Raw genomic sequence first — 18,329 nt, 5'->3', positions numbered from 1 at the left:
TAATGAAAATGGGCGGGGCTGAGTTTTTGTGATTCATGGTGAAGGTGAATTAAATTGAAATATCAAACAATCTTTGCGCTCGCGCTGGTGTGTGTGGCGCTCACAGCCTGCAAAACAGCGCCGCTGTACGAACCCACCCGCCGCGCATTGGTAGCGGCTGAAGAAGACGAAGAGCGTACCGTCGTCGGCCAACCGGTCCCGGGCACCGCGATTGCGCAACTTCGCACCGGCATGACCTATGCAGAGGCCATCAAGATCATGGGAAAGCCGAACGCCGAAACGGTGAACAACACCGGTAAGGCCTGGATACCCACGTACAACGGAACGGACCGGTGGCGCCACTACCTTGCCTACAAGGGACAAGGCGTGTTGGTCTTTGCCGGTGCAGCAGGCGGAGAGATCGCCGAGATCTCCCGCACCAAGTCCTACACCCCCGACGTGCTGATCCAGATCGTGCACAACCCCAAGGACACCGGTCGGTTCTGACGGGACGGTCGCTGCGCATTTCACGCTCGTAGCTGGAGTTGCAGACCTTCAGCGCCGACGATGCAACAAGAAGGAATCGAGGGAGAGAAATTGAGAGCAAACTCGCGTGCCATGCTGGCCGGCGTGCTGATGAGCGGTCCCCTGTGGGCTCAAGCCCAGGTCCCCAGCACTCCACAACCCTTTGCCGAGCAACAGCGCCAACAAGAGCGCGAACGTGCCTTGCGCGAGCAGAACGAGCGCACCGTTGACCAGCGCCCGCAGGCCTCTCCGCCAGCGCCGGTGCAACGCATCCCTGAGACCGAGTCTCCATGCTTCCGCATTGACCGCGTGCTGCTGGTCGGTGAGCAGTCCGAGTCCTTCCAATGGGCCGTTGCCGATCTGTCAGGCCCCGAGGGCAATGATTCGCCAGTTGGCCGCTGCCTCGGTACGACTGGCGTCAATGTGGTCCTCGCGCGCGCGCAGCAGGCCGTCATCGCGCGCGGCTACGTCACCACCCGTGTGCTCGCTGCGCCACAGGATCTCTCTGCCGGTACGCTGACCCTCTCGCTGGTGCCCGGCCGCATCGCGGCCATTCGGACGACACCTGATTCTTCATCCACGCTGCTCGGCAGTTCCGCTTTGCTGGCCACGGCCATTCCCGCGCGCCCAGGCGACCTCCTGAACCTGCGCGACATCGAGCAGGGCCTGGAGAACATCAAGCGCGCCCCCACGGCCGAAGCCGACATCCAGATCGAGCCCTCGACCGCGCCCAACGCCAAGCCCGGCGACAGCGACCTCGTCGTCAAGTACGTCCAATCCAAGAAGTGGCGTATTGCACTGAGCCTCGACGACAGCGGCACCGAAGCCACAGGCCGCTATCAGTCCGGCACAACCCTGTCCCTGGACAACCCCTTCGGCCTGAACGACCTGTTCTACGTCAGCGCCAACCACAACATCAACAACCACGTCTTCAGCGACCCGGCCAAGGGCACCGAAGGCCAGACCGTTCACTACTCGCTGCCTTACGGCTACTGGCTCCTGGGCTTCACCGCTTCCAACAGCCAGTACCACCAGAGCGTGGCCGGTCTGAACCAGGACTACGTCTACGCCGGCAAGTCCAACAACGCCGAGGTCAAGCTCTCGCGCCTGCTCTACCGCGACCAGAGCCGCAAGACCACGGTGGCCGTCAAGGGCTGGCGCCGCGAGTCGCGCAACTTCGTGGACGACACCGAGGTCGAGGTGCAGCACCGCGTGGTCGGTGGCTGGGAGTTCAGCCTGAACCACAAGGAGTTCATCGGTGAGGCGACGCTCGAAGGCACGCTGGCCTACAAGCGCGGCACCGGCGGCTTCGGTTCACGCGTCGCGCCGGAAGAAGAGTTCGGCGAGGGCACTTCGCGCCTGAAGCTGTACACGGCCGATGTCACTCTCAACGCGCCGTTCAAGCTCGGCGAGCAGAAGATGCGCTACTCCGGCCTGATCCGCGCCCAGTGGAACCGCACGCCGTTGACGCCGCAAGACCGCTTCGCCATCGGCGGGCGCTACACGGTGCGCGGCTTCGATGGCGAGACGAGCCTGATGGGCGAACGCGGCTGGCTCATCCGCAACGACATCGGGTGGGCCATGGGGCAGAGCGGGGCGGAGCTGTATGCAGGCATGGACTACGGCCATGTTGGCGGACGGTCGACGATTGATCTTCTGGGCCGCAGCCTTGCCGGCGCAGTCATCGGCGTGCGCGGCCAGTGGAGCAAGCTGAGCTACGACTTCTTCGTCGGTGCGCCGATCAGCAAGCCCGAGGGATATCGCACCGCGAAGGTGACGCTCGGCTTCAATCTGAACGCAAGTTTTTAACTAGGGGAATTTCAGTGAGAGCAACGCAGGAAGAGGCGCGCGCGAAAGTTGTTGCCACGCGATTCGCAGGGCTGGGCATCGCGCTCCTGTTGTCCGCATGCGTGACCCAGCCACCGCTCAACGCGAGCCAGCCAGGCGAAGCGGCCGCCTCGGCGCCCGCCCTGAGCAGCTATGCGGCGCCCGATGGCATCGTGCCTGTGGGCAAAACGCAGGTGCGTTTGCGTGGCAAGTCCTATCCCGAAGACTTCGAGCCGTTGCGAGTGGTGCGCCGCGATCACACGGGCAATGCCGTTGCCGCGCAGGTGGCGCTTCGCGTCGGTGCCTCGGCCATCGTGGGGAGACCTGTGATCGGTACGGTGCAGGGCTTCTCCAAGGATGATCTGGTCGGTGACCCGGTTCCGGAACTCGTGGGCCAACCATGGGCCACCAACCCGGGCTTGAAGGATTTGCCTGAAGCGCTCGGTGAGGTCGCCACCCGCGTGTATGCAGCCCGGGCGTGGGCTGAATTGGAGCGCGGCCGTCGCGAAAGCGGATGGACGCGTGAAGACATGGAGTCTGCGGCGCAGTTGCCGGCCGAGGCCGATGCACCGATCAATCCTGGCGTGTGGCGACTGGTCTACGAGAATCTGTCGGGCACCGACGAGTTGTATCGCCTGCAGTTCAGCGCCGGGCTGGCCTTGGCGAGCCTGCGGTTCGGCCTTCCGCCAATTCCTGCCAATTGCTCCTATCGTTCCGAGCCGGCAGATTGGGCCGCCTGGCGGGCCGACAACTGGCAGCGCATTCGCGAGGAACGCGCCAAGGCTTTGGCGCAGTGTGTCGATACGCTTGTGCAAACCAAAGCAAGGCTGTGGTGACGGAGGCTTCTTCGCACTCATGCGAGTTTTCGAGGTGTGCTCCGTTTAGTGGGCGGTAGCCGTCGTCATCCGCCGCAGCAGCGGCTGCCTCGCCAACACCTCCTCGCACGGCCCATGGTCAAGCACATGCCCTGCCTCCATCAGCACCACGGTGTCAAATCGCTCGAGCAAACTCAGCCGGTGGACCGACGCGATCAGGCAGGCATCCGGAAACGCATCGGCGATGCGCCCGAGCACGCGGGCTTCTGTACTGGCATCCAGCGCACTGGTCGGCTCGTCGAGCAGCAGCAGTGAGCTGCCTTGCGCCGCGAGCACGCCGCGTGCAAGGCACAGTCGCTGTCTCTGCCCACCTGAAAGATTGAAGCCCCGCTCCGACACGGCGGTGTCGAGATCGCCGTGGTTCGCCTTCAGCACTTCGTCAAAAGTGCTTGTGTGCAGCGCGGCCTGCAGCAGCGCGTCGTCGCGCGGTTGGCCGAAGGCGAGGTTCTCGCGCACGCTGGCTTCGAACAGTTCTGTCTCCTGCGGGATCAGCGTGGCGAGCCGGCGCAGTTGTGCCCAATCGACGGGCTGACCGTCGAGCAGCAGCGTGCCGCCGTCGGGCGGGTAGAGCCCGGCCAGCACGCGCAGCAGGGTGCTCTTGCCGCCTCCGCTTGGGCCGACCAATGCGACGCGTTCGCCGCGGCGCAGTGTCAGCACTACGTCGTGCAGGCCACTCCGCACGGGTTCGGCAACCCCGGGTTCTTCTTCCGCCGGAGCGCCGCGGGGCGCATAGCGCCATTGCAGCGCCTGGATGCTCAACTGCCGCCATGGCGCATCGGCCTCTATCCGCTCTCGCTCGGGCACCTGCTCGGGCGGCGTGGCCATCGCTTCGTTTCCCGATGGCGCCTGCCAGATCGGCTCGGCGCTGCTGTAGTCCGTGTGCATGCGCGCGAAGAAGCTGAAGTTGGCTGCGACCGAAGTCACGACGCCGGCGGCCTGCTGCGCGTATTGATAAATCATGAACACCGCGCCCAGCATCACGGCCTGTCCGGGCGCGCGCGCCTGCCACACATAGATGACCACCAGCCCCCAGGTCAGCGCCAGCCCCATGAGGTCGACGGCGAACCACTTGCCTTCGTTGAGAACCACGGTGCGCTTCAGCGGCAGCGAGATCGCGGCCATGCGTCGCCGCAACAGCAGCCGCGAAGCGCCCTGGAGGCGCAGGCCGATCACGGTCGAGGCATTGCCCAGGAAGTCGAGCAGCACAGCCACATAGCGCCGGTCGGCATCGTTCTCGGCGCGCGCGAGCTTCATCAGCGCGCGGTCGATGCGCACGATGACGAGGCCGATCAGCACATACCCCGCGAGCGCCGTCACGCCGCTGGTGCGCGACAGCAGCGCCAGCGCGACCAGCGGGCCGACGAAGTTGACGGCGTTGGTGAGCCAGATGAACTGGTTTTGCGCGAAGTCCGACAGCGCGCGGCCGGCTTGATGCACGCGGTGTTGCAGCTCGCCGGAGTGGTGGTCATCGTGCCAGGCGAGAGGTGCGGCTGCGATGCGTGCGTACAGCTGGTCGGCGAGTGTCTCGCGCACCTTCACGCCGACGTTGCGTTCGAGAATGCGGCCCGGGCCGTGCAGCACCCATGCGCCAACGGCCACCCCGACCAGTGCCGCGATCCAGTGGCCGGCTGTGTTCAGCTCGCCGCGCTGCAGTGCGTTGATGGCCTGCCCCGCGAGGTACGGCAGCGTGAGGCGGATCAGCTGCGAAGCTGCAAGCAGCGCAGTGGCCGCCAGCAGCTGTCCGCGCGCGCCTTCCGCAAAGTGCCACAGGGCGGCATAGAGCTCGCGGATGGCGTTGCCGGGGCCGGTCTTCTTGTTCGTCTTGTCGCTGGCCTGCATGCGTGTCAGCCCGCCTTGCGGAATGTGAGGTTGATGCGCGTCGCGCCCAGCAGAGGGTGCGGCTCGTCTTTCAGGGGCAGCACGCCGTGGTAGCGCAGCCGGTCTTCGCCGCCCCAGACCACGACGTCGCCGTGCACCAGCGGTACGCGCACCGTCTTGTCGCCGCGCGCATGCCCGCCGAACAGAAAGACGGCGGGCACGCCGAGCGACACCGAGACGATGGGCGCGCCGTAGTCGTGCTCGTCCTTGTCCTGGTGCAGCGACAGCCGCGCGCCCGGCGCGTAGCGGTTGACCAGGCAGGCATCGGGTGCGAAGCCGTCGAAGCCGGCTGTCGAGGCTGCCTCGCGCGCCAGTCGCGTGAACGGCTCGGGCATGGCGGGCCAGGGCTTGCCGCTATCGGGGTCGGTGGCGCTGTAGCGGTAGCCGCGCCGGTCGCTGGTCCAGCCGAGCGCACCGCAGTTGGTCAGCGCGACGGACATGGTGAAGCCGCCCGGTGTGACGAGGTGGCGGAAGGGCGCGCGTTCCGCCAGCGTTTCGATGGCCGGCAGGAGCGCGTCGGCGAAGGGCAGGGCGAAACCGGGCAGCACGAAGGCGCCGGGGCCGAGCCGTTCAAGCGCCTCGCGCGGCGGGTCGTCGAACAGTGAAAGGGTGGCGGATCCGCCGCTACGGGAGTTTCGGGAGCTCGTCGTTGAGTTCATGCCCCTCGATCTTTGCCGAAAAGCCGCCTCGGCCCCAATTCGCCGGAGCTCCCATGTTCGGGTGATGTCGTTTGGCGGTGTTGCACTTAGCCTCGGCTCCCCAATCATAAGTAGTGCTTAGGGTTTCAATTCTTGAAACTGCGCAATAAAAGGAATACGGTGTGCTCATCATGGACAGCGCTCGACTTCCCCTCAGCGTTCCAGAAGGCTGGACGGGTTGGTTCGAACTCATGCGCACGCCGAGCGGCACCTATGCCGGCATTTGCGAGTTGAGTCTGCGCGGTATTCCGCGCTGCGCCCTGGTGATTACCCAGCAGCTGACATGGGACGCGGCGATCGAGCGGGCAACGCTGCGGGCAGACCACTTCGTCAGGCAATGGGGGCCGACTCGCGAGCATTGAACTGAACGCGTGCGGCGGCACGGCAAGGTCGGCAGGCGCGTGGTAGAAACCGCGAGCCTTTCGATCCATGCTTCAACCCACGCCTCGTCGTTCCAATGCCGAACTCTCCTTGTCGGGCTGCTGACAGACCGCGCGCCCGGTGGCTGTCGTGGCTGCTGCTCGGCATCGTCGCGCTGTGCATGGCCGGCTGCGCTGGACTGCCCGTCGACGTGCAGCGCAAACCCTCCGTCGCAATCAATGACGGCGCGGACACCACGCTCGGCCGCCTCGTGAAGGCGGCTGCCCCGCCCGGCGAGCCGCTGAGCGGGTTCAGGCTGCTGCCGATGCCGCAGTTCTCGCTGCACGCGCGCATCGAGCTCGCGCGCCGCGCGCAGCGCTCCATCGACGTGCAGTACTACCTCGTGCAGAACGACGAGACCGGCCGCTACCTGCTGCGCGCCCTGCGCGACGCGGCCGACCGCGGCGTGCGCGTGCGGCTGCTGGTGGACGACCTTTACACCGCCGGCGCCGACCCGCTCTTCGCCAGTTTTGCCTCGCACCCGAACGTCGAGGTACGGCTCTTCAACCCGTTCCCCGCGGGGCGTGGCCGCTTCGGCACGCGCTGGGCCTGGTCGATCCTCGACTTCGACCGCGTGCACCGCCGCATGCACAACAAGCTCTATGTGGTGGACAACACCATTGGCGTGATGGGCGGGCGCAACATGGCCAACGAGTACTTCCTGCGCGACGGAGGCTCGAACTTCATCGACATCGACACGCTGGTGGCAGGCGCCGTGGTGCCCAAGCTGTCGTCGCTGTTCGACATGTACTGGAACAGCCCTTATGTGTACCCCATCGAGTCGCTGGTGCCGCCCACCGGTGAAACCCCGCAGCAACTGCGCGAGCGCTTCGACCGGCTGACCACCGGCCCCGACCAGCTGCACCCCGAAGAGCCCGACTCCACCGACCTGCTGGGCAACAATCCGCTGGCCAAGGACCTGGACGCGGGCGCGCTGAAGCTGGTGTGGGCCCGCGCCGAGGCATACGCCGACCCGCCTGCCAAGGCGCTCGGGCCGACCGAAGAAGCGCGTGGCCTGCCCGCCGACGAGTCGAAGGACAGCGTGCTCTACAACGTGCGGCGCTACGTGCGCGGCGCCGAGAGCGAGGTCATGCAGACCACGCCCTACCTGATTCCGGGCCGCGGCGGCATGGAGACGATCCGCCTCGTGCGCGGCAACGGCGTGCCCTACACCATCGTCACCAATTCGCTGGCGGCCACCGATGAGTCGCTGGTGCACATCGGCTACCGCCGCTACCGCCCCGAAATGCTGCGCCTGGGCGTGGAACTGTACGAGCTGAGCCCCAAGCGGGTGGAGCAGACCAAACGCTTCGGCATGTACGGCTCGGCCAGCGGGCGGCTGCATGGCAAGTCGGCGGTGGTCGATCGCAAGATCGTGTTCATCGGCTCGATGAACTTCGACCCGCGCTCGATGCTGCACAACACCGAGGTCGGCATCTTCATCTTCAGCCCGCAGATTGCTCAGCAGCTCACCAGCCTGATCGGCTTTCTCCGGCTGGACGGCGCCTACCAGCTGCAACTGGGGCCGACGGGCGCCATCGAGTGGGTGAGCCCGGCCTCGGGGGACGCGGCCGACACCATCCTGCACCAGGAGCCCGAAACGGATTTCTGGTCGCGCTGGAAGCTGGAACTGCTGGCGCCGCTGGTACCCGAGAGCCTGCTCTAGCCGGCACGGGTCCGCATCCTCAAAACAGAGGATGGTGAGGAAGGGAGGGGCACAGAAGAATCGCAACGCTCGTGTTACGAGTTGATTCTTTTGTTTGCCCTTTCACCTGAAAAACCATCCATGAAAACAAACTTCGCGACCCCCGAGGCTTTCAGCCCGCTCTTCTTCAAGACGACGCGTTCCGCATGCGCAGTGGCGCTCCTGATCTCGCTCGCAGCCTGCGGCGGGGGTGGGGGCGGCGGTGGCGGCGGGTTCGCCGGCTTCCCGGCCGCGGGCGGCGGCAACCCGCCGGCCAGCGATCCGCCGGCCGCATCCACGCCGGTTACGTTTTCGGGCACGGCAGCCTCCGGCCTGCCCCTGGTGGGTACCGTCACCGTCAAGGACGCCAAGGGCGTCACCAAGACCGTGGCACTGGTCGACGGCAACTACAACATCGACGTGAGCGGCATGACGGCGCCTTTCGTCTTTCGCGCCGAAGGCACGGTGGGCGGCGAGCGCACGGTGATCCATTCGGCCGCGACCGCCGCGGATGCCAACGGCACCATCAACATCACGCCGCTGACCGACCTCGTGGTGGCCAACATCGCCGGCCGGCTGGCCGAGCAGTATTTCGATGGCGGCGAGTTCGCCTCGCTCACGGCCGACGAACTCAAGGCCGAGTCCGACGGCCTGAAGGCCAAGCTGCTGCCGGTGCTGCTGGCGCTGGGCGTGGATGCGAGCATCGACCTGCTGCGCACAGCCTTCACGCCGCTTTCGAGCGCGCTGGACAAGGCGCTCGACGTGCTGCGCGTGAGCGTGGACCCGGCCACCAACGTGGCAACCATCACCAACATCGTCACGCAGCAGCAGATTGCCGACGACCTGGCCGTGAAGGCTGCGGCCGAGACCTCCACGACGCCGCTGAGCGGCGACGGCATGGGTACCGCGGCGGACGACATCACGCTGATCCGCAAGGTGCTGTCGGACTTCGTGGGCAAGTTCGCGAACGGACTGCCCGCGCCGGGCGAACTGCTGCCCCTCATGACCGACGGCAGCAATCCCGCCACCGGAACCTACGGCTTCCGGTCCTCCGACCTGAACGCGGCGCAGTTCGCCGGCGACGCGGCGTCGGACCCCAGCCTCGTGGGCGCGAGCTTCACGGACGTGGTCATCCAGCGGATCAACTACACCATCGACGCGAACAACACGAGCCCGCGCGCGTTTGTCGAATTCACGCACAAGGACAAGAACGGCGTCGCCTTCAGCAACAACCAGGGCATGCAGATTGTCAAGGGCACGGACGGCACGTGGCGCCTGCGCGGCGACGGGCGCGTGCTGGACATCAACCCGCACATCCACGCCACCAAGGAGAAGGCGACGGGGTGCGTGAGCAGTTCGCTGCAGTTCGCGATCCAGGACACGAACACCGGCAACAGCGGCAACGTCGCCTCGGTTGTCGTTACCGGGCCGGGGCTGCCCGTGGGCGGCTTGCGCCACATGCGTCCTTCGGGCGGCGGCGATTGGCCGATCCAGGGCTCCCCCAACAACAACTATTACTACCTGACGTCGAACTGCAGCGGCCTGTCGACCGCCGGCCTGAGCGACAGCGCGATCGCAGCGATTTCCGCCACGCCCGAGTACACCTTCACGGCCTACGAAAGCGACGGCTCGACGGTGGCCAAGTTCAGTGGTTTCGACATCGTCTACAAGCATCGCTTCCATGGCCGGCCGATGACGCTGGCGGAGGCGGCAGCCGCAACTTACCCGGGCTTCTCGACCACGCCAGCCTTCGCGTCCTACGCAGGAGGCAGCGACTTCGCCGTCAGCGCCACGGACCTGAACCCCGGCTTCGCCGCTGAGTTCTTCCTGAACCTGGCGTCCGGCCCTTCCGCCGGCGCGGAGGACCGGGCCGACGTCGCGCCGTCGGCTGCGGGTACGGCTTCGAAGACGTTCAATCTGCCGGCGCAGGGTTCCGTCGTCTTCAGGAACATGTACGTCAGCACGTACGACACCAACTGGCGCGAACTGGCGCTTCGCGACCAGAACTGAGGCCCCGGGGGCACCCCTCTAAGCCGAAAGCCCCCGCGAGGGGGCTTTTTCATGGGTACGGCGCCAGCAGGCGGGCTGCTGCGCGGAGGCTACTGCTGCAGTCGTCCGCTGAGGTACGGCTCGGGGTCGACGGCCGTGCCGTTCTTGCGGATCTCGAAGCGCAGCTTCACGCGGTCGGCATTGCTGCGGCCCATTTCGGCGATCTTGTCGCCCTGGCGCACCACCGCGTTTTCCTTCACGAGGATGGTCTGCACGTGCGCGTAGGCGGTAAGGAAGGTCTCGTTGTGTTTCACGATGACCATGTTGCCGTAGGCCGGCAGTTCGCCGCCCACGTACACCACGCGGCCATCGGCCGAGGCGACGACCGGGTCGCCTAGGTTGCCGGCGATGTCGATGCCCTTGACGCGGTCGCCGTCGAAGCGGGCGATGGTCGCGCCGTTTGCGGGGCGGATGAACAGGGCTGCCGGGCGTTGCTGGACCGGTGGTGGCTTGACCGCCGGGGCCGGCCACGGGGTGTTGAGGTCGACCGTGGAGCAGGCCGCGAGGCTCGCGGCAAGCAACGCTGCGGCGCCGGTACGTAAAACAAAAGTCTGAAGGTGCATGGCGCTCTGTTGGAACGGGTTCGTTGCGGAGGGTTCCTGCGGTCTGGCTCGCCGGGCGGGCCAAGCGGCAGATGCTAGCAAACTCATGCGTCGGCGCTCGAAGAGCAACCCGGCGCGAAGTGGCCATTGAAGGCCGGCCGAGGCTATTTCAGCGGGATCGGCGTACCGCGGTCGATGGGCACCGCCGTCACGCTGTTCTTGGGCGAACCGTCGATCAGCAGGTCGGAGTAGGTGAGGTAGACCAGCGTGTTGCGCTTTGCATCGACCATGCGCACCACGCGCAGGCGCTTGAAGAGTACCGACAGCCGTTCGCTGTAGACCTCCTCGCGCTTGGGCAGCGGCTGCGTGATGCTCACGGGGCCGACCTGGCGGCAGGCAATGGAGGCCTCCGACTTGTCCTCGGCCACGCCGAAGGCACCGGCCAGCCCGCCGGTCTTGGCGCGCGAGACATAGCAGGTAACGCCAGTGACCTTGGGGTCGTCGTAGGCCTCGATCACGATCTTGTGGTCGGGCCCGATGAGCTTGAATGCGGTGTCGACGTCGCCCACCGTCTCCGCGTGTGCCGTCGCGGCCAGGATGAACCCGAAGCCGAGCGCGGCGCGAAGCAGGGTGGAGCGAAGCGTCATGGGTGTGTGCGGTTTTTTCAAACGATGTCGATCGTGTGGACGCGGTCGAAGCTGCCTCGCCGCCGGTCCTCGAAGTAGTGCTCGAGCGTTTCGCGCACGGTGCGAAAGGCGATCTCGTCCCAGGGGATTTCTTCTTCGGTGAAGAGCTTCGCCTCGATGGTCTCGTGGCCCGGGTCGAACTTGTCGTCGAGCAGGCGGGCGCGGTAGAACAGGTGCACCTGCCCCACGCGCACCACGCTGATGACGGAGAACAGTCCCTCCATCACGTAGTTGGCGCCGGCCTCTTCGTCGGTCTCGCGGGCCGCGCCCTGGGCGGTGGTTTCCTCGAGTTCCATGAAGCCAGCCGGCAGCGTCCACTTGCCCCAGCGCGGCTCGATGTTGCGCTTGCACAGCAACACCTTGTCGCCCAGGACCGGAATGGTGCCGACCACGTTCAACGGGTTCTCGTAGTGGATGGTGTGGCAGGCCGGGCAGACGGCGCGCTGCTTGGTGTCGCCGTCGTCCGGCACGCGGTAGACCACCGCGGTGCCACAGTTCTTGCAGTGCTTGATGGGTACGCGCAGGAGCATGAAAACGGCCGCCGTCTTCAGACGACCTTGACGGTCAACGTCGGCAGGCCCGCGACTTCGCCCACGAGCGTGTCGCCTGCCACCACGGCGGCCACGCCTTCGGGCGTGCCCGTGAAGATCAGGTCGCCGGGCTGCAGCTCCCACGCGGCCGACAGGTGCTCGATGGTTTCGGCCACGTTCCAGATCAGCTTGCTCACATTGCTGCGCTGGCGGTCGGTGCCGTTCACCTGCAGCGAGATCTCGGCCTTTTCGGCGTCGCCGGCCTGCGCCACGGGCACGATCGGCCCGATGGGCGCGCTCTGCTCGAAGCTCTTGCCGATGTCCCAGGGGCGGCCCTGTTTCTTCATGTCGTTCTGCAGGTCGCGGCGCGTCATGTCGAGGCCGACCGCGTAGCCGTAGATGTGCTTGTGCGCATCGGCGGCCGCAATGTTCTTGCCGCCGGTGCCGATGGCAACCACGAGTTCGATCTCGTGGTGCAGGTTCTTCGTGAGCGTGGGGTAGGCCATGGTGCCGGTCTGGCCCGTATCGACCGCCACCAGCGCATCGGCCGGCTTCATGAAGAAGAAGGGCGGCTCGCGGCCGGTGAAGCCCATTTCCTTGGCGTGATCTTCGTAGTTGCGGCCCACGCAGTAGATGCGGTGCACCGGAAAGCGGGCGGGCTGGCCGGCCACCGGCACCGAAACGGTGGCGGGCGGGGCGAAGACGAACTCGGAAGCCATTTCGACGTGTCCTTTTTCAGCGAAACCTAAGCGGGAGACCGGCAGTGTGCCAGAGGCGGGAGGCTCACAATAGGCGCCTCTCTTATCTCCCCCGTGCCTTCCCGCATCCGTTCATTTCGACCATGCCCATCCGAATCGGCAAAGCCGGCAAAGCCAACGCCCTCAACGAACTCGGCCGCCAACGCGACGAGGAGGGCGACCAGGACGGCGCGCTGCAAGCCTATGCCCAGGCCAGCGCCGTGCATCCGTACTGGTCGGCCCCCTGGTACAACGCCGGCCTCATCCACAAGTACCGCGGCGACTGGGCCGCCTCGCTGCAGGCCAACGCCCGGGCCGTGCAATGCGAGCCGCGCAACGAAGGCGCGATATGGAACCTGGGCATCGCCGCCACGGCGTTGGGCGACTGGGCGACGGCGCGCAGCGCCTGGCGGCAGTACGGCATCGAGGTGGCGGACGGCGAAGGCCCGGTCGATCTTTTCATCGGACTTACGCCCATTCGCGTGCACGGCGACGAGGCCAGCGAAGTGGTGTGGGCCGACCGCATCGATCCGGCCCGCGCCATCCTGCGCAACGTGCCCACGCCGGACTGCGGCCACCGCTACGGCGACCTCGTGCTGCACGACGGCGCGGCCAACGGCTACCGACTGCGCGGCGACCGCGAGGTGCCGGTGTTCGACGCGCTCGAACTGATTGCGCCGTCTGACTATTCCACCTACGAGGCCACCGTCGAGGACGCGACCAGGGAAGACATCGACGCGCTCGTCCAGCGCTTCGAGGCCGCCGGCGCCAGCGCCGAGAACTGGACCACCAGCATGCAGATGCTCTGCCGCGCCTGCTCCGAAGGCCGCCCCTTCGGCGAGGGCCAGCACAACCACGCGGCCGGCGAGGAGCCGGGCACGCTGGGGCCATGGCGCATCGGCATCGCCGCGCGCGAGGAGGCGGCCGCGCGTCGCATCCTCGACGAATGGCGCAACGCCATCTCCACCACATCACCCAAGGCCACGCTGCACGACTTCCGCTGCGTGCTGGCGGCCACGCCCCGCTCCTGAGGGAGCGCTATGCTTGAGAAATCATGAAGCTGCATAACTATTTCCGCTCCTCCGCCTCGTTCCGCGTGCGCATCGCCCTCAACCTGAAGGGCCTCGATTTCGATTACGTTCCCGTGCACATCGCGCGCGGCGACCATCGCACCGGTCCTTATTCCGCCATCTCGGCCGACAGGCTGGTGCCGCTGCTCGAAGACGAGGGCGAGCGCTTCTCGCAATCGATGGCCATCATGGAATACCTCGACGAAGTGCACCCCGAGCCGGCGCTGCTGCCGGGCGACCCGGTGGGCCGCGCCCACGTGCGCGCACTGTCGCAGTCGATCGCCTGCGAGATCCACCCGCTCAACAACCTGCGCGTGCTCAAGTACCTGGTGAAAGACCTGAAGCTCGACGACGAGGCCAAGAACGCCTGGTACCGCCACTGGGTGCGCGACGGCATGCTGGCCTTCGAACGCCAGCTTGCGCAGTACCCCGCCGGCATCTACTGCTGGGGCAACACGCCCACCATGGCCGACTGCTGCCTGGTGCCGCAGATCTTCAACGGCCGCCGCTTCGACTGCGACTTCAGCGGCCTGCCGCGCACCATGGCCGCCTTCGAGGCCTGCATGGAGCTCGACGCCTTCCAGCGCGCGCAGCCCTCGCAGGCGCCCGACGCGGAGGCCTGAGCCTCATGAACGAGCGCTGGCTCGTGCCCGACTGGCCTGCGCCGCCGAACGTGCGGGCCGTGTGCACCACGCGCGACGGCGGGGTTTCGCGGGGGCGCTACGAGAGCCTGAATCTCGGTGATCACGTGGGCGATGAACTCGCGCTCGTGGCAGAGAACCGGAACCGTTTGCGCATGGCCATCGGCGCGCGCCCCGTATTCCTGCAGCAGGTGCACGGCACTGGCGTCGTGGCACTCGATGCCGCACAGGACGTGGTACGCGACGGTACTGCTGCCGATGCCTGCACGGCTACGGCGACCGGTCTGGCCTGCACGATCATGGTGGCCGACTGCCTGCCCGTGCTCTTCACCGACGAAGCGGGCCACCGCGTGGCGGCTGCGCACGCCGGGTGGCGCGGGCTTGCGGGCGGGGTGCTCGAACAGACCGCCAAGGCTTTCAAGGCGGATGGCGCGGCCCGGGTCATTGCCTGGCTGGGGCCATGCATCGGCCCCAAGGCGTTCGAGGTCGGCCCGGAGGTCAAGGCAGTCTTCGAAGCGCATGCGCCCGAAGCGGCATCCTGCTTCAGGCCTGCGCCGGCGACCGGCAAATGGCTGGCCGACCTGCCCGCATTGGCACGCCAGCGGCTGCGCGCGGTGGGCATCGAAGCCGTTCACGGCAATGACGGCAGCGACGGCTGGTGCACCGTCGGCAACCCGTCACGGTTCTTTTCGCACCGGCGCGACGGCGTCAGCGGCCGCTTCGCTGCCCTGGTCTGGAAGGTCTGAGCCCGCGCCTTGCGATGCGGCCTCTTCGGCCGCGGCACGCCGGGCGGCTTCCTGCGCTTCGATCTCGCGCTGTTTGATCGCGCGACGCCGCGCAGGCGTGCCCATCAGGTAAACCACCAGTGCCACCGGCGCCAATCCGTACAAAAGAAATGTGAAGATGGCGCCCAGCACCGTGCCGTTGGTGTTGGTGGCCTCGGCCACCGCCATCATCACGGCGACATACAACCAACCGATGACGATCAGATGGATAAACACGAGAAGTTTCAGTTGGTAAGCAAAGAGGGCGGCGTTGTGAGTGCCTTGTGAATGCAGGATACTCAAAACACGCAAGCCATCCGTATCGTTTCAGGCGAGGACCAGGAGACATGATGAAGCAACAAGCCACGGGGGCCGATGCGTTCGCGCCCTTTCAGCAGGCACTTTCTGAGGGATGGAGCAAGGCGCTGGAGTCGTTCCAGCAGTCCGTCGCACAGGGCACCGTACCGGGGGCTTCGGCCTTCAACGTCGGCGGGACGCCGCTATGGCAATTGCCGCAGGGCGCAAAGATGCCCGAGCTGCCCAAGTTCTCCATCGACCCCGAAAAACTCCAGTCCATCCAGCAGCAGTACCTGGCGGAAGCCACAGAACTCTGGCGCCAGGGCTTCGCCGCCAAGCCTGAAGGCGACAAGCGCTTTGCCGGCGATGCCTGGGGCAACAACCCGCTGTCGGCCTTCTCGGCGGCCGTCTACCTGCTCAACGGCCGCACCATGCTCGGCATGGCAGAGGCCATCGACGCCGACGAAAAGACCAAGGCGCGCATGCGCTTCGCAGTCGAGCAATGGATGGCCGCCTCGGCGCCCAGCAACTCGCTGGCCTTCAATGCCGAAGCGCAGAAGAAGGCCATCGACACGCAGGGCGAGAGCATTGCAAAGGGCATCCAGAACCTGCTGCACGACGTGAAGCAGGGCCACCTCAGCATGACCGACGAGAGCGCCTTCGAAGTGGGGCGCAACGTGGCCACCACCGAAGGCGCCGTGGTGTTCGAGAACGAGTTCTTCCAGCTGCTCGAATACAAGCCGCTCACGCCCAAGGTGTACGAGCGGCCGTTCCTGCTGGTGCCGCCGTGCATCAACAAGTTCTACATCCTCGACCTGCAGCCGGAGAACTCGCTGATCCGCTATGCGAACGACCAGGGCCATCGCGTGTTCGTGGTGAGCTGGCGCAACCCTGATGAGTCGATGGACAAGGCCACCTGGGACGACTACATCGAGAACGCCGCCATCAAGGCGATCCACACGGTGCAGGAGATCAGCGGCAGCAAGCAGATCAACACGCTCGGCTTCTGCGTGGGCGGCACCATCCTGAGCACAGCGCTCGCGGTGCTCGCAGCGCGCGGCGAGAAGCCGGCCGCGTCGGTCACGCTGCTGACCACCTTCCTCGATTTCAGCGACACCGGCATCCTCGACATCTTCGTGGACGAGACGATGGTGGCGTACCGCGAAATGCAGCTCGGCAAGGGTGGCCTGCTTCCGGGCGGCGACCTGGCCTCGACTTTCAGCTTCCTGCGTCCCAACGATCTCGTGTGGAACTACGTGGTCGGCAACTACCTCAAGGGCGAGACCCCGCCGCCCTTCGACCTGCTGTACTGGAACAGCGACGCCACCAATCTGCCGGGTCCGTTCTACGCCTGGTACCTGCGCAACACGTACCACGAGAACAAGCTCGCCAAGCCGAATGCACTCACCGTATGTGGCGAGAAGATCGACCTGGGCAACATCGACATTCCGGCCTACATCTACGGCTCGCGCGAGGACCACATCGTGCCCATTGGCGGCGCGTATGCCTCCACGCAACTGCTGCCGGGCAAGAAGCGCTTCGTCATGGGCGCGTCGGGCCACATCGCCGGCGTGATCAACCCGCCGGTCAAGAACAAGCGCAGCCATTGGATCCGCGACGACGGCAAGTTCCCGAAGACGCAGGCCGAATGGCTTGTCGGCGCGCAGGAGCATCCCGGCAGCTGGTGGACCGACTGGGCACAATGGCTCAAGGGGCACGCGGGCAAACAGGTCCCCGCGCCCAAGGCGTACGGCAACGGCAAGGCTTACAAAGCCATCGAACCGGCGCCGGGACGCTACGTCAAGGCTCGCGCCTGACCTTCGCTTCGCTACACCTCGATTTCAAATCACTTCAACGGAGAACCTCATGGAAGACATCGTCATCGTTTCGGCAGCACGCACGGCGGTCGGCAAGTTCGGCGGCTCGCTCGCCGGCATCTCGGCCACGGAGCTGGGTGCGATCGTGATCAAGGAAGTGATTGCACGCGCCAACCTCACGGCCGAGCAGGTCGGCGAGGCCATCATGGGCCAGGTGCTTGCGGCCGGCGCGGGCCAGAACCCCGCGCGCCAGGCATGGCTCAAGAGCGGCGGCGCCAAGGAAACCCCGGCGCTCACCATCAACGCCGTGTGCGGCTCGGGCCTGAAGGCCGTGATGCTGGCGGCGCAGGCCGTGGCCACGGGCGACAGCGAAATCGTCATTGCCGGCGGCCAGGAAAACATGAGCGCCGCGCCGCACGTGCTGCCCAACTCGCGCAACGGCCAGCGCATGGGCGACTGGAAGCTGGTCGACACCATGATCGTGGACGGCCTGTGGGACGTCTACAACCAGTACCACATGGGCATCACCGCCGAGAACGTGGCCAAGAAGTTCGGCATCGACCGTGCGGCTCAAGACGAACTGGCACTCGGCAGCCAGACCAAGGCCGCCGCCGCGCAGGACGCCGGCAAGTTCAAGGACGAAATCGTCGGCGTGAGCATTCCGCAGAAGAAGGGCGACCCCATCGTCTTCAACCAGGACGAGTTCATCAACCGCAAGACCAGCGCCGAAGGCCTGGCCGGCCTGCGCCCCGCCTTCGACAAGGCCGGCGGCGTGACGGCGGGCAATGCCTCGGGCCTGAACGACGGCGCAGCAGCCGTGATGGTGATGACGGCCAAGAAGGCCGCCGCCCTCGGCCTGAAGCCGCTGGGTCGCATCGCCAGCTACGCCACCGCCGGCCTCGACCCCGCCATCATGGGCATGGGCCCGGTGCCCGCATCGACCAAGGCGCTGCAGCGCGCCGGCTGGAAGGCCGCCGACCTCGACCTGCTCGAGATCAACGAAGCCTTCGCAGCACAGGCTTGCGCCGTGAACCGCGAAATGGGCTGGGACGTGAACAAGGTGAACGTCAACGGCGGCGCCATCGCCATTGGCCACCCGATCGGCGCGTCGGGCTGCCGCATCCTGGTGACGCTGCTGCACGAAATGCAGCGCCAGAACGCCAAGAAGGGCATTGCCTCGCTGTGCATCGGCGGCGGCATGGGCGTTGCGCTGACCATCGAGCGCTGAGAAGGCGCGAATAAACCTGCTGCGCACCCCGATCTCGCATCTGCGGTCCTCACCGTATCTGGATACGGCTCCGGTCCTCGAC

General features: G+C 66.4%; 18 protein-coding genes. 11 read left to right on the top strand and 7 right to left on the bottom strand.

Annotated elements, in window-relative coordinates:
* Positions 1–54: 54 nt before the first annotated feature.
* From BLV60_RS08120 to BLV60_RS08110, 3 genes are all read left to right on the top strand, one after another.
* Positions 55–486 (top strand): hypothetical protein, encoded by a 432-nt coding sequence (locus BLV60_RS08120; protein WP_093052683.1) that lies wholly within the window; start codon positions 55–57, stop codon positions 484–486.
* A 111-nt stretch (positions 487–597) separates the two neighbouring features.
* Positions 598–2,313: a ShlB/FhaC/HecB family hemolysin secretion/activation protein gene (locus tag BLV60_RS08115; protein WP_093052680.1), complete on the top strand. Its 1,716-nt coding sequence runs from the start codon at positions 598–600 to the stop codon at positions 2,311–2,313.
* A 14-nt stretch (positions 2,314–2,327) separates the two neighbouring features.
* Complete coding sequence (locus BLV60_RS08110) at positions 2,328–3,167, top strand: hypothetical protein (protein WP_093052677.1); 840 nt, start codon at positions 2,328–2,330, stop codon at positions 3,165–3,167.
* A gap of 45 nt (positions 3,168–3,212) precedes the next feature.
* On the opposite strand, the gene BLV60_RS08105 is transcribed toward BLV60_RS08110, so the two are convergent.
* Together BLV60_RS08105 and alkB are read right to left on the bottom strand one after the other, a co-directional pair.
* On the bottom strand, positions 3,213–5,045 hold the full coding sequence (locus BLV60_RS08105; RefSeq protein WP_093052674.1) for an ABC transporter ATP-binding protein: 1,833 nt from the start codon (positions 5,043–5,045) through the stop codon (positions 3,213–3,215).
* Between the two features lie 5 nt (positions 5,046–5,050).
* Positions 5,051–5,743, bottom strand: coding sequence for a DNA oxidative demethylase AlkB (gene alkB, locus BLV60_RS08100; RefSeq protein WP_093052671.1), 693 nt, complete (start codon positions 5,741–5,743; stop codon positions 5,051–5,053).
* A gap of 170 nt (positions 5,744–5,913) precedes the next feature.
* Here alkB and BLV60_RS08095 point away from each other — a divergent pair, with 170 nt between their 5' ends.
* From BLV60_RS08095 to BLV60_RS08085, 3 genes are all read left to right on the top strand, one after another.
* Positions 5,914–6,144: a hypothetical protein gene (locus tag BLV60_RS08095; protein ID WP_093053199.1), complete on the top strand. Its 231-nt coding sequence runs from the start codon at positions 5,914–5,916 to the stop codon at positions 6,142–6,144.
* A gap of 95 nt (positions 6,145–6,239) precedes the next feature.
* Complete coding sequence (locus BLV60_RS08090) at positions 6,240–7,868, top strand: phospholipase D family protein (protein WP_093052668.1); 1,629 nt, start codon at positions 6,240–6,242, stop codon at positions 7,866–7,868.
* Positions 7,869–7,988: 120 nt separating this feature from the next.
* Positions 7,989–9,896: a hypothetical protein gene (locus BLV60_RS08085; RefSeq protein WP_093052666.1), complete on the top strand. Its 1,908-nt coding sequence runs from the start codon at positions 7,989–7,991 to the stop codon at positions 9,894–9,896.
* 89 nt (positions 9,897–9,985) lie between these two features.
* On the opposite strand, the gene BLV60_RS08080 is transcribed toward BLV60_RS08085, so the two are convergent.
* The 4 genes from BLV60_RS08080 to BLV60_RS08065 all read right to left on the bottom strand — a co-directional run bounded on the left by BLV60_RS08080 (position 9,986) and on the right by BLV60_RS08065 (position 12,412).
* The gene (locus BLV60_RS08080) at positions 9,986–10,498 is read right to left on the bottom strand and encodes a murein hydrolase activator EnvC family protein (RefSeq protein WP_093052663.1); all 513 of its coding nucleotides are present in this window, start codon (positions 10,496–10,498) and stop codon (positions 9,986–9,988) included.
* A 143-nt stretch (positions 10,499–10,641) separates the two neighbouring features.
* Positions 10,642–11,124: a CreA family protein gene (locus BLV60_RS08075; protein WP_093052660.1), complete on the bottom strand. Its 483-nt coding sequence runs from the start codon at positions 11,122–11,124 to the stop codon at positions 10,642–10,644.
* A 17-nt stretch (positions 11,125–11,141) separates the two neighbouring features.
* On the bottom strand, positions 11,142–11,693 hold the full coding sequence (locus BLV60_RS08070) for an NUDIX hydrolase (protein ID WP_093052657.1): 552 nt from the start codon (positions 11,691–11,693) through the stop codon (positions 11,142–11,144).
* A 17-nt stretch (positions 11,694–11,710) separates the two neighbouring features.
* Positions 11,711–12,412 (bottom strand): fumarylacetoacetate hydrolase family protein, encoded by a 702-nt coding sequence (locus tag BLV60_RS08065; protein ID WP_093052652.1) that lies wholly within the window; start codon positions 12,410–12,412, stop codon positions 11,711–11,713.
* Positions 12,413–12,534: 122 nt separating this feature from the next.
* Between BLV60_RS08065 and BLV60_RS08060 the strand changes: the two genes are divergently transcribed.
* The 3 genes from BLV60_RS08060 to pgeF are packed head-to-tail and all read left to right on the top strand — an operon-like array spanning position 12,535 to position 14,887.
* Positions 12,535–13,461: a tetratricopeptide repeat protein gene (locus tag BLV60_RS08060; RefSeq protein ID WP_093052649.1), complete on the top strand. Its 927-nt coding sequence runs from the start codon at positions 12,535–12,537 to the stop codon at positions 13,459–13,461.
* 23 nt (positions 13,462–13,484) lie between these two features.
* Entirely contained in the window at positions 13,485–14,123 is a 639-nt protein-coding gene (maiA, locus tag BLV60_RS08055; protein WP_093052646.1) for a maleylacetoacetate isomerase, read from the top strand.
* 5 nt (positions 14,124–14,128) lie between these two features.
* Positions 14,129–14,887, top strand: a complete 759-nt coding sequence (gene pgeF, locus BLV60_RS08050) for a peptidoglycan editing factor PgeF (protein ID WP_093052642.1) — start codon at positions 14,129–14,131, stop codon at positions 14,885–14,887.
* On the opposite strand, the gene BLV60_RS08045 is transcribed toward pgeF, so the two are convergent.
* Positions 14,819–15,142, bottom strand: coding sequence for a hypothetical protein (locus BLV60_RS08045; protein ID WP_093052639.1), 324 nt, complete (start codon positions 15,140–15,142; stop codon positions 14,819–14,821). The genes pgeF and BLV60_RS08045 overlap by 69 nt on opposite strands.
* A gap of 113 nt (positions 15,143–15,255) precedes the next feature.
* Between BLV60_RS08045 and phaC the strand changes: the two genes are divergently transcribed.
* Positions 15,256–17,019, top strand: a complete 1,764-nt coding sequence (gene phaC, locus BLV60_RS08040; protein WP_093053196.1) for a class I poly(R)-hydroxyalkanoic acid synthase — start codon at positions 15,256–15,258, stop codon at positions 17,017–17,019.
* A gap of 49 nt (positions 17,020–17,068) precedes the next feature.
* Entirely contained in the window at positions 17,069–18,247 is a 1,179-nt protein-coding gene (locus BLV60_RS08035) for an acetyl-CoA C-acetyltransferase (protein WP_093052636.1), read from the top strand.
* Positions 18,248–18,329: the final 82 nt, after the last annotated feature.

The organism is Variovorax sp. YR634, from assembly GCF_900106655.1.
GTDB lineage: Bacteria > Pseudomonadota > Gammaproteobacteria > Burkholderiales > Burkholderiaceae_C > Variovorax.
The sequence above is the reverse complement of the archived record's forward strand: the minus strand, read 5'-3'. Positions and strand labels throughout refer to the sequence as shown.

Bases quoted from the DNA above. Each gene is read 5' to 3' on its own strand.
- BLV60_RS08115 (WP_093052680.1), top strand. From the start codon at position 598: ATGCTGGCCGGCGTGCTGATGAGCGGTCCCCTGTGGGCTCAAGCCCAG.
- BLV60_RS08105 (WP_093052674.1), bottom strand. From the start codon at position 5,045: ATGCAGGCCAGCGACAAGACGAACAAGAAGACCGGCCCCGGCAACGCC.
- alkB (WP_093052671.1), bottom strand. From the start codon at position 5,743: ATGAACTCAACGACGAGCTCCCGAAACTCCCGTAGCGGCGGATCCGCC.
- BLV60_RS08095 (WP_093053199.1), top strand. From the start codon at position 5,914: ATGGACAGCGCTCGACTTCCCCTCAGCGTTCCAGAAGGCTGGACGGGT.
- BLV60_RS08090 (WP_093052668.1), top strand. From the start codon at position 6,240: ATGCCGAACTCTCCTTGTCGGGCTGCTGACAGACCGCGCGCCCGGTGG.
- BLV60_RS08085 (WP_093052666.1), top strand. From the start codon at position 7,989: ATGAAAACAAACTTCGCGACCCCCGAGGCTTTCAGCCCGCTCTTCTTC.
- BLV60_RS08080 (WP_093052663.1), bottom strand. From the start codon at position 10,498: ATGCACCTTCAGACTTTTGTTTTACGTACCGGCGCCGCAGCGTTGCTT.
- BLV60_RS08075 (WP_093052660.1), bottom strand. From the start codon at position 11,124: ATGACGCTTCGCTCCACCCTGCTTCGCGCCGCGCTCGGCTTCGGGTTC.
- BLV60_RS08070 (WP_093052657.1), bottom strand. From the start codon at position 11,693: ATGCTCCTGCGCGTACCCATCAAGCACTGCAAGAACTGTGGCACCGCG.
- BLV60_RS08065 (WP_093052652.1), bottom strand. From the start codon at position 12,412: ATGGCTTCCGAGTTCGTCTTCGCCCCGCCCGCCACCGTTTCGGTGCCG.
- BLV60_RS08060 (WP_093052649.1), top strand. From the start codon at position 12,535: ATGCCCATCCGAATCGGCAAAGCCGGCAAAGCCAACGCCCTCAACGAA.
- maiA (WP_093052646.1), top strand. From the start codon at position 13,485: ATGAAGCTGCATAACTATTTCCGCTCCTCCGCCTCGTTCCGCGTGCGC.
- pgeF (WP_093052642.1), top strand. From the start codon at position 14,129: ATGAACGAGCGCTGGCTCGTGCCCGACTGGCCTGCGCCGCCGAACGTG.
- phaC (WP_093053196.1), top strand. From the start codon at position 15,256: ATGAAGCAACAAGCCACGGGGGCCGATGCGTTCGCGCCCTTTCAGCAG.
- BLV60_RS08035 (WP_093052636.1), top strand. From the start codon at position 17,069: ATGGAAGACATCGTCATCGTTTCGGCAGCACGCACGGCGGTCGGCAAG.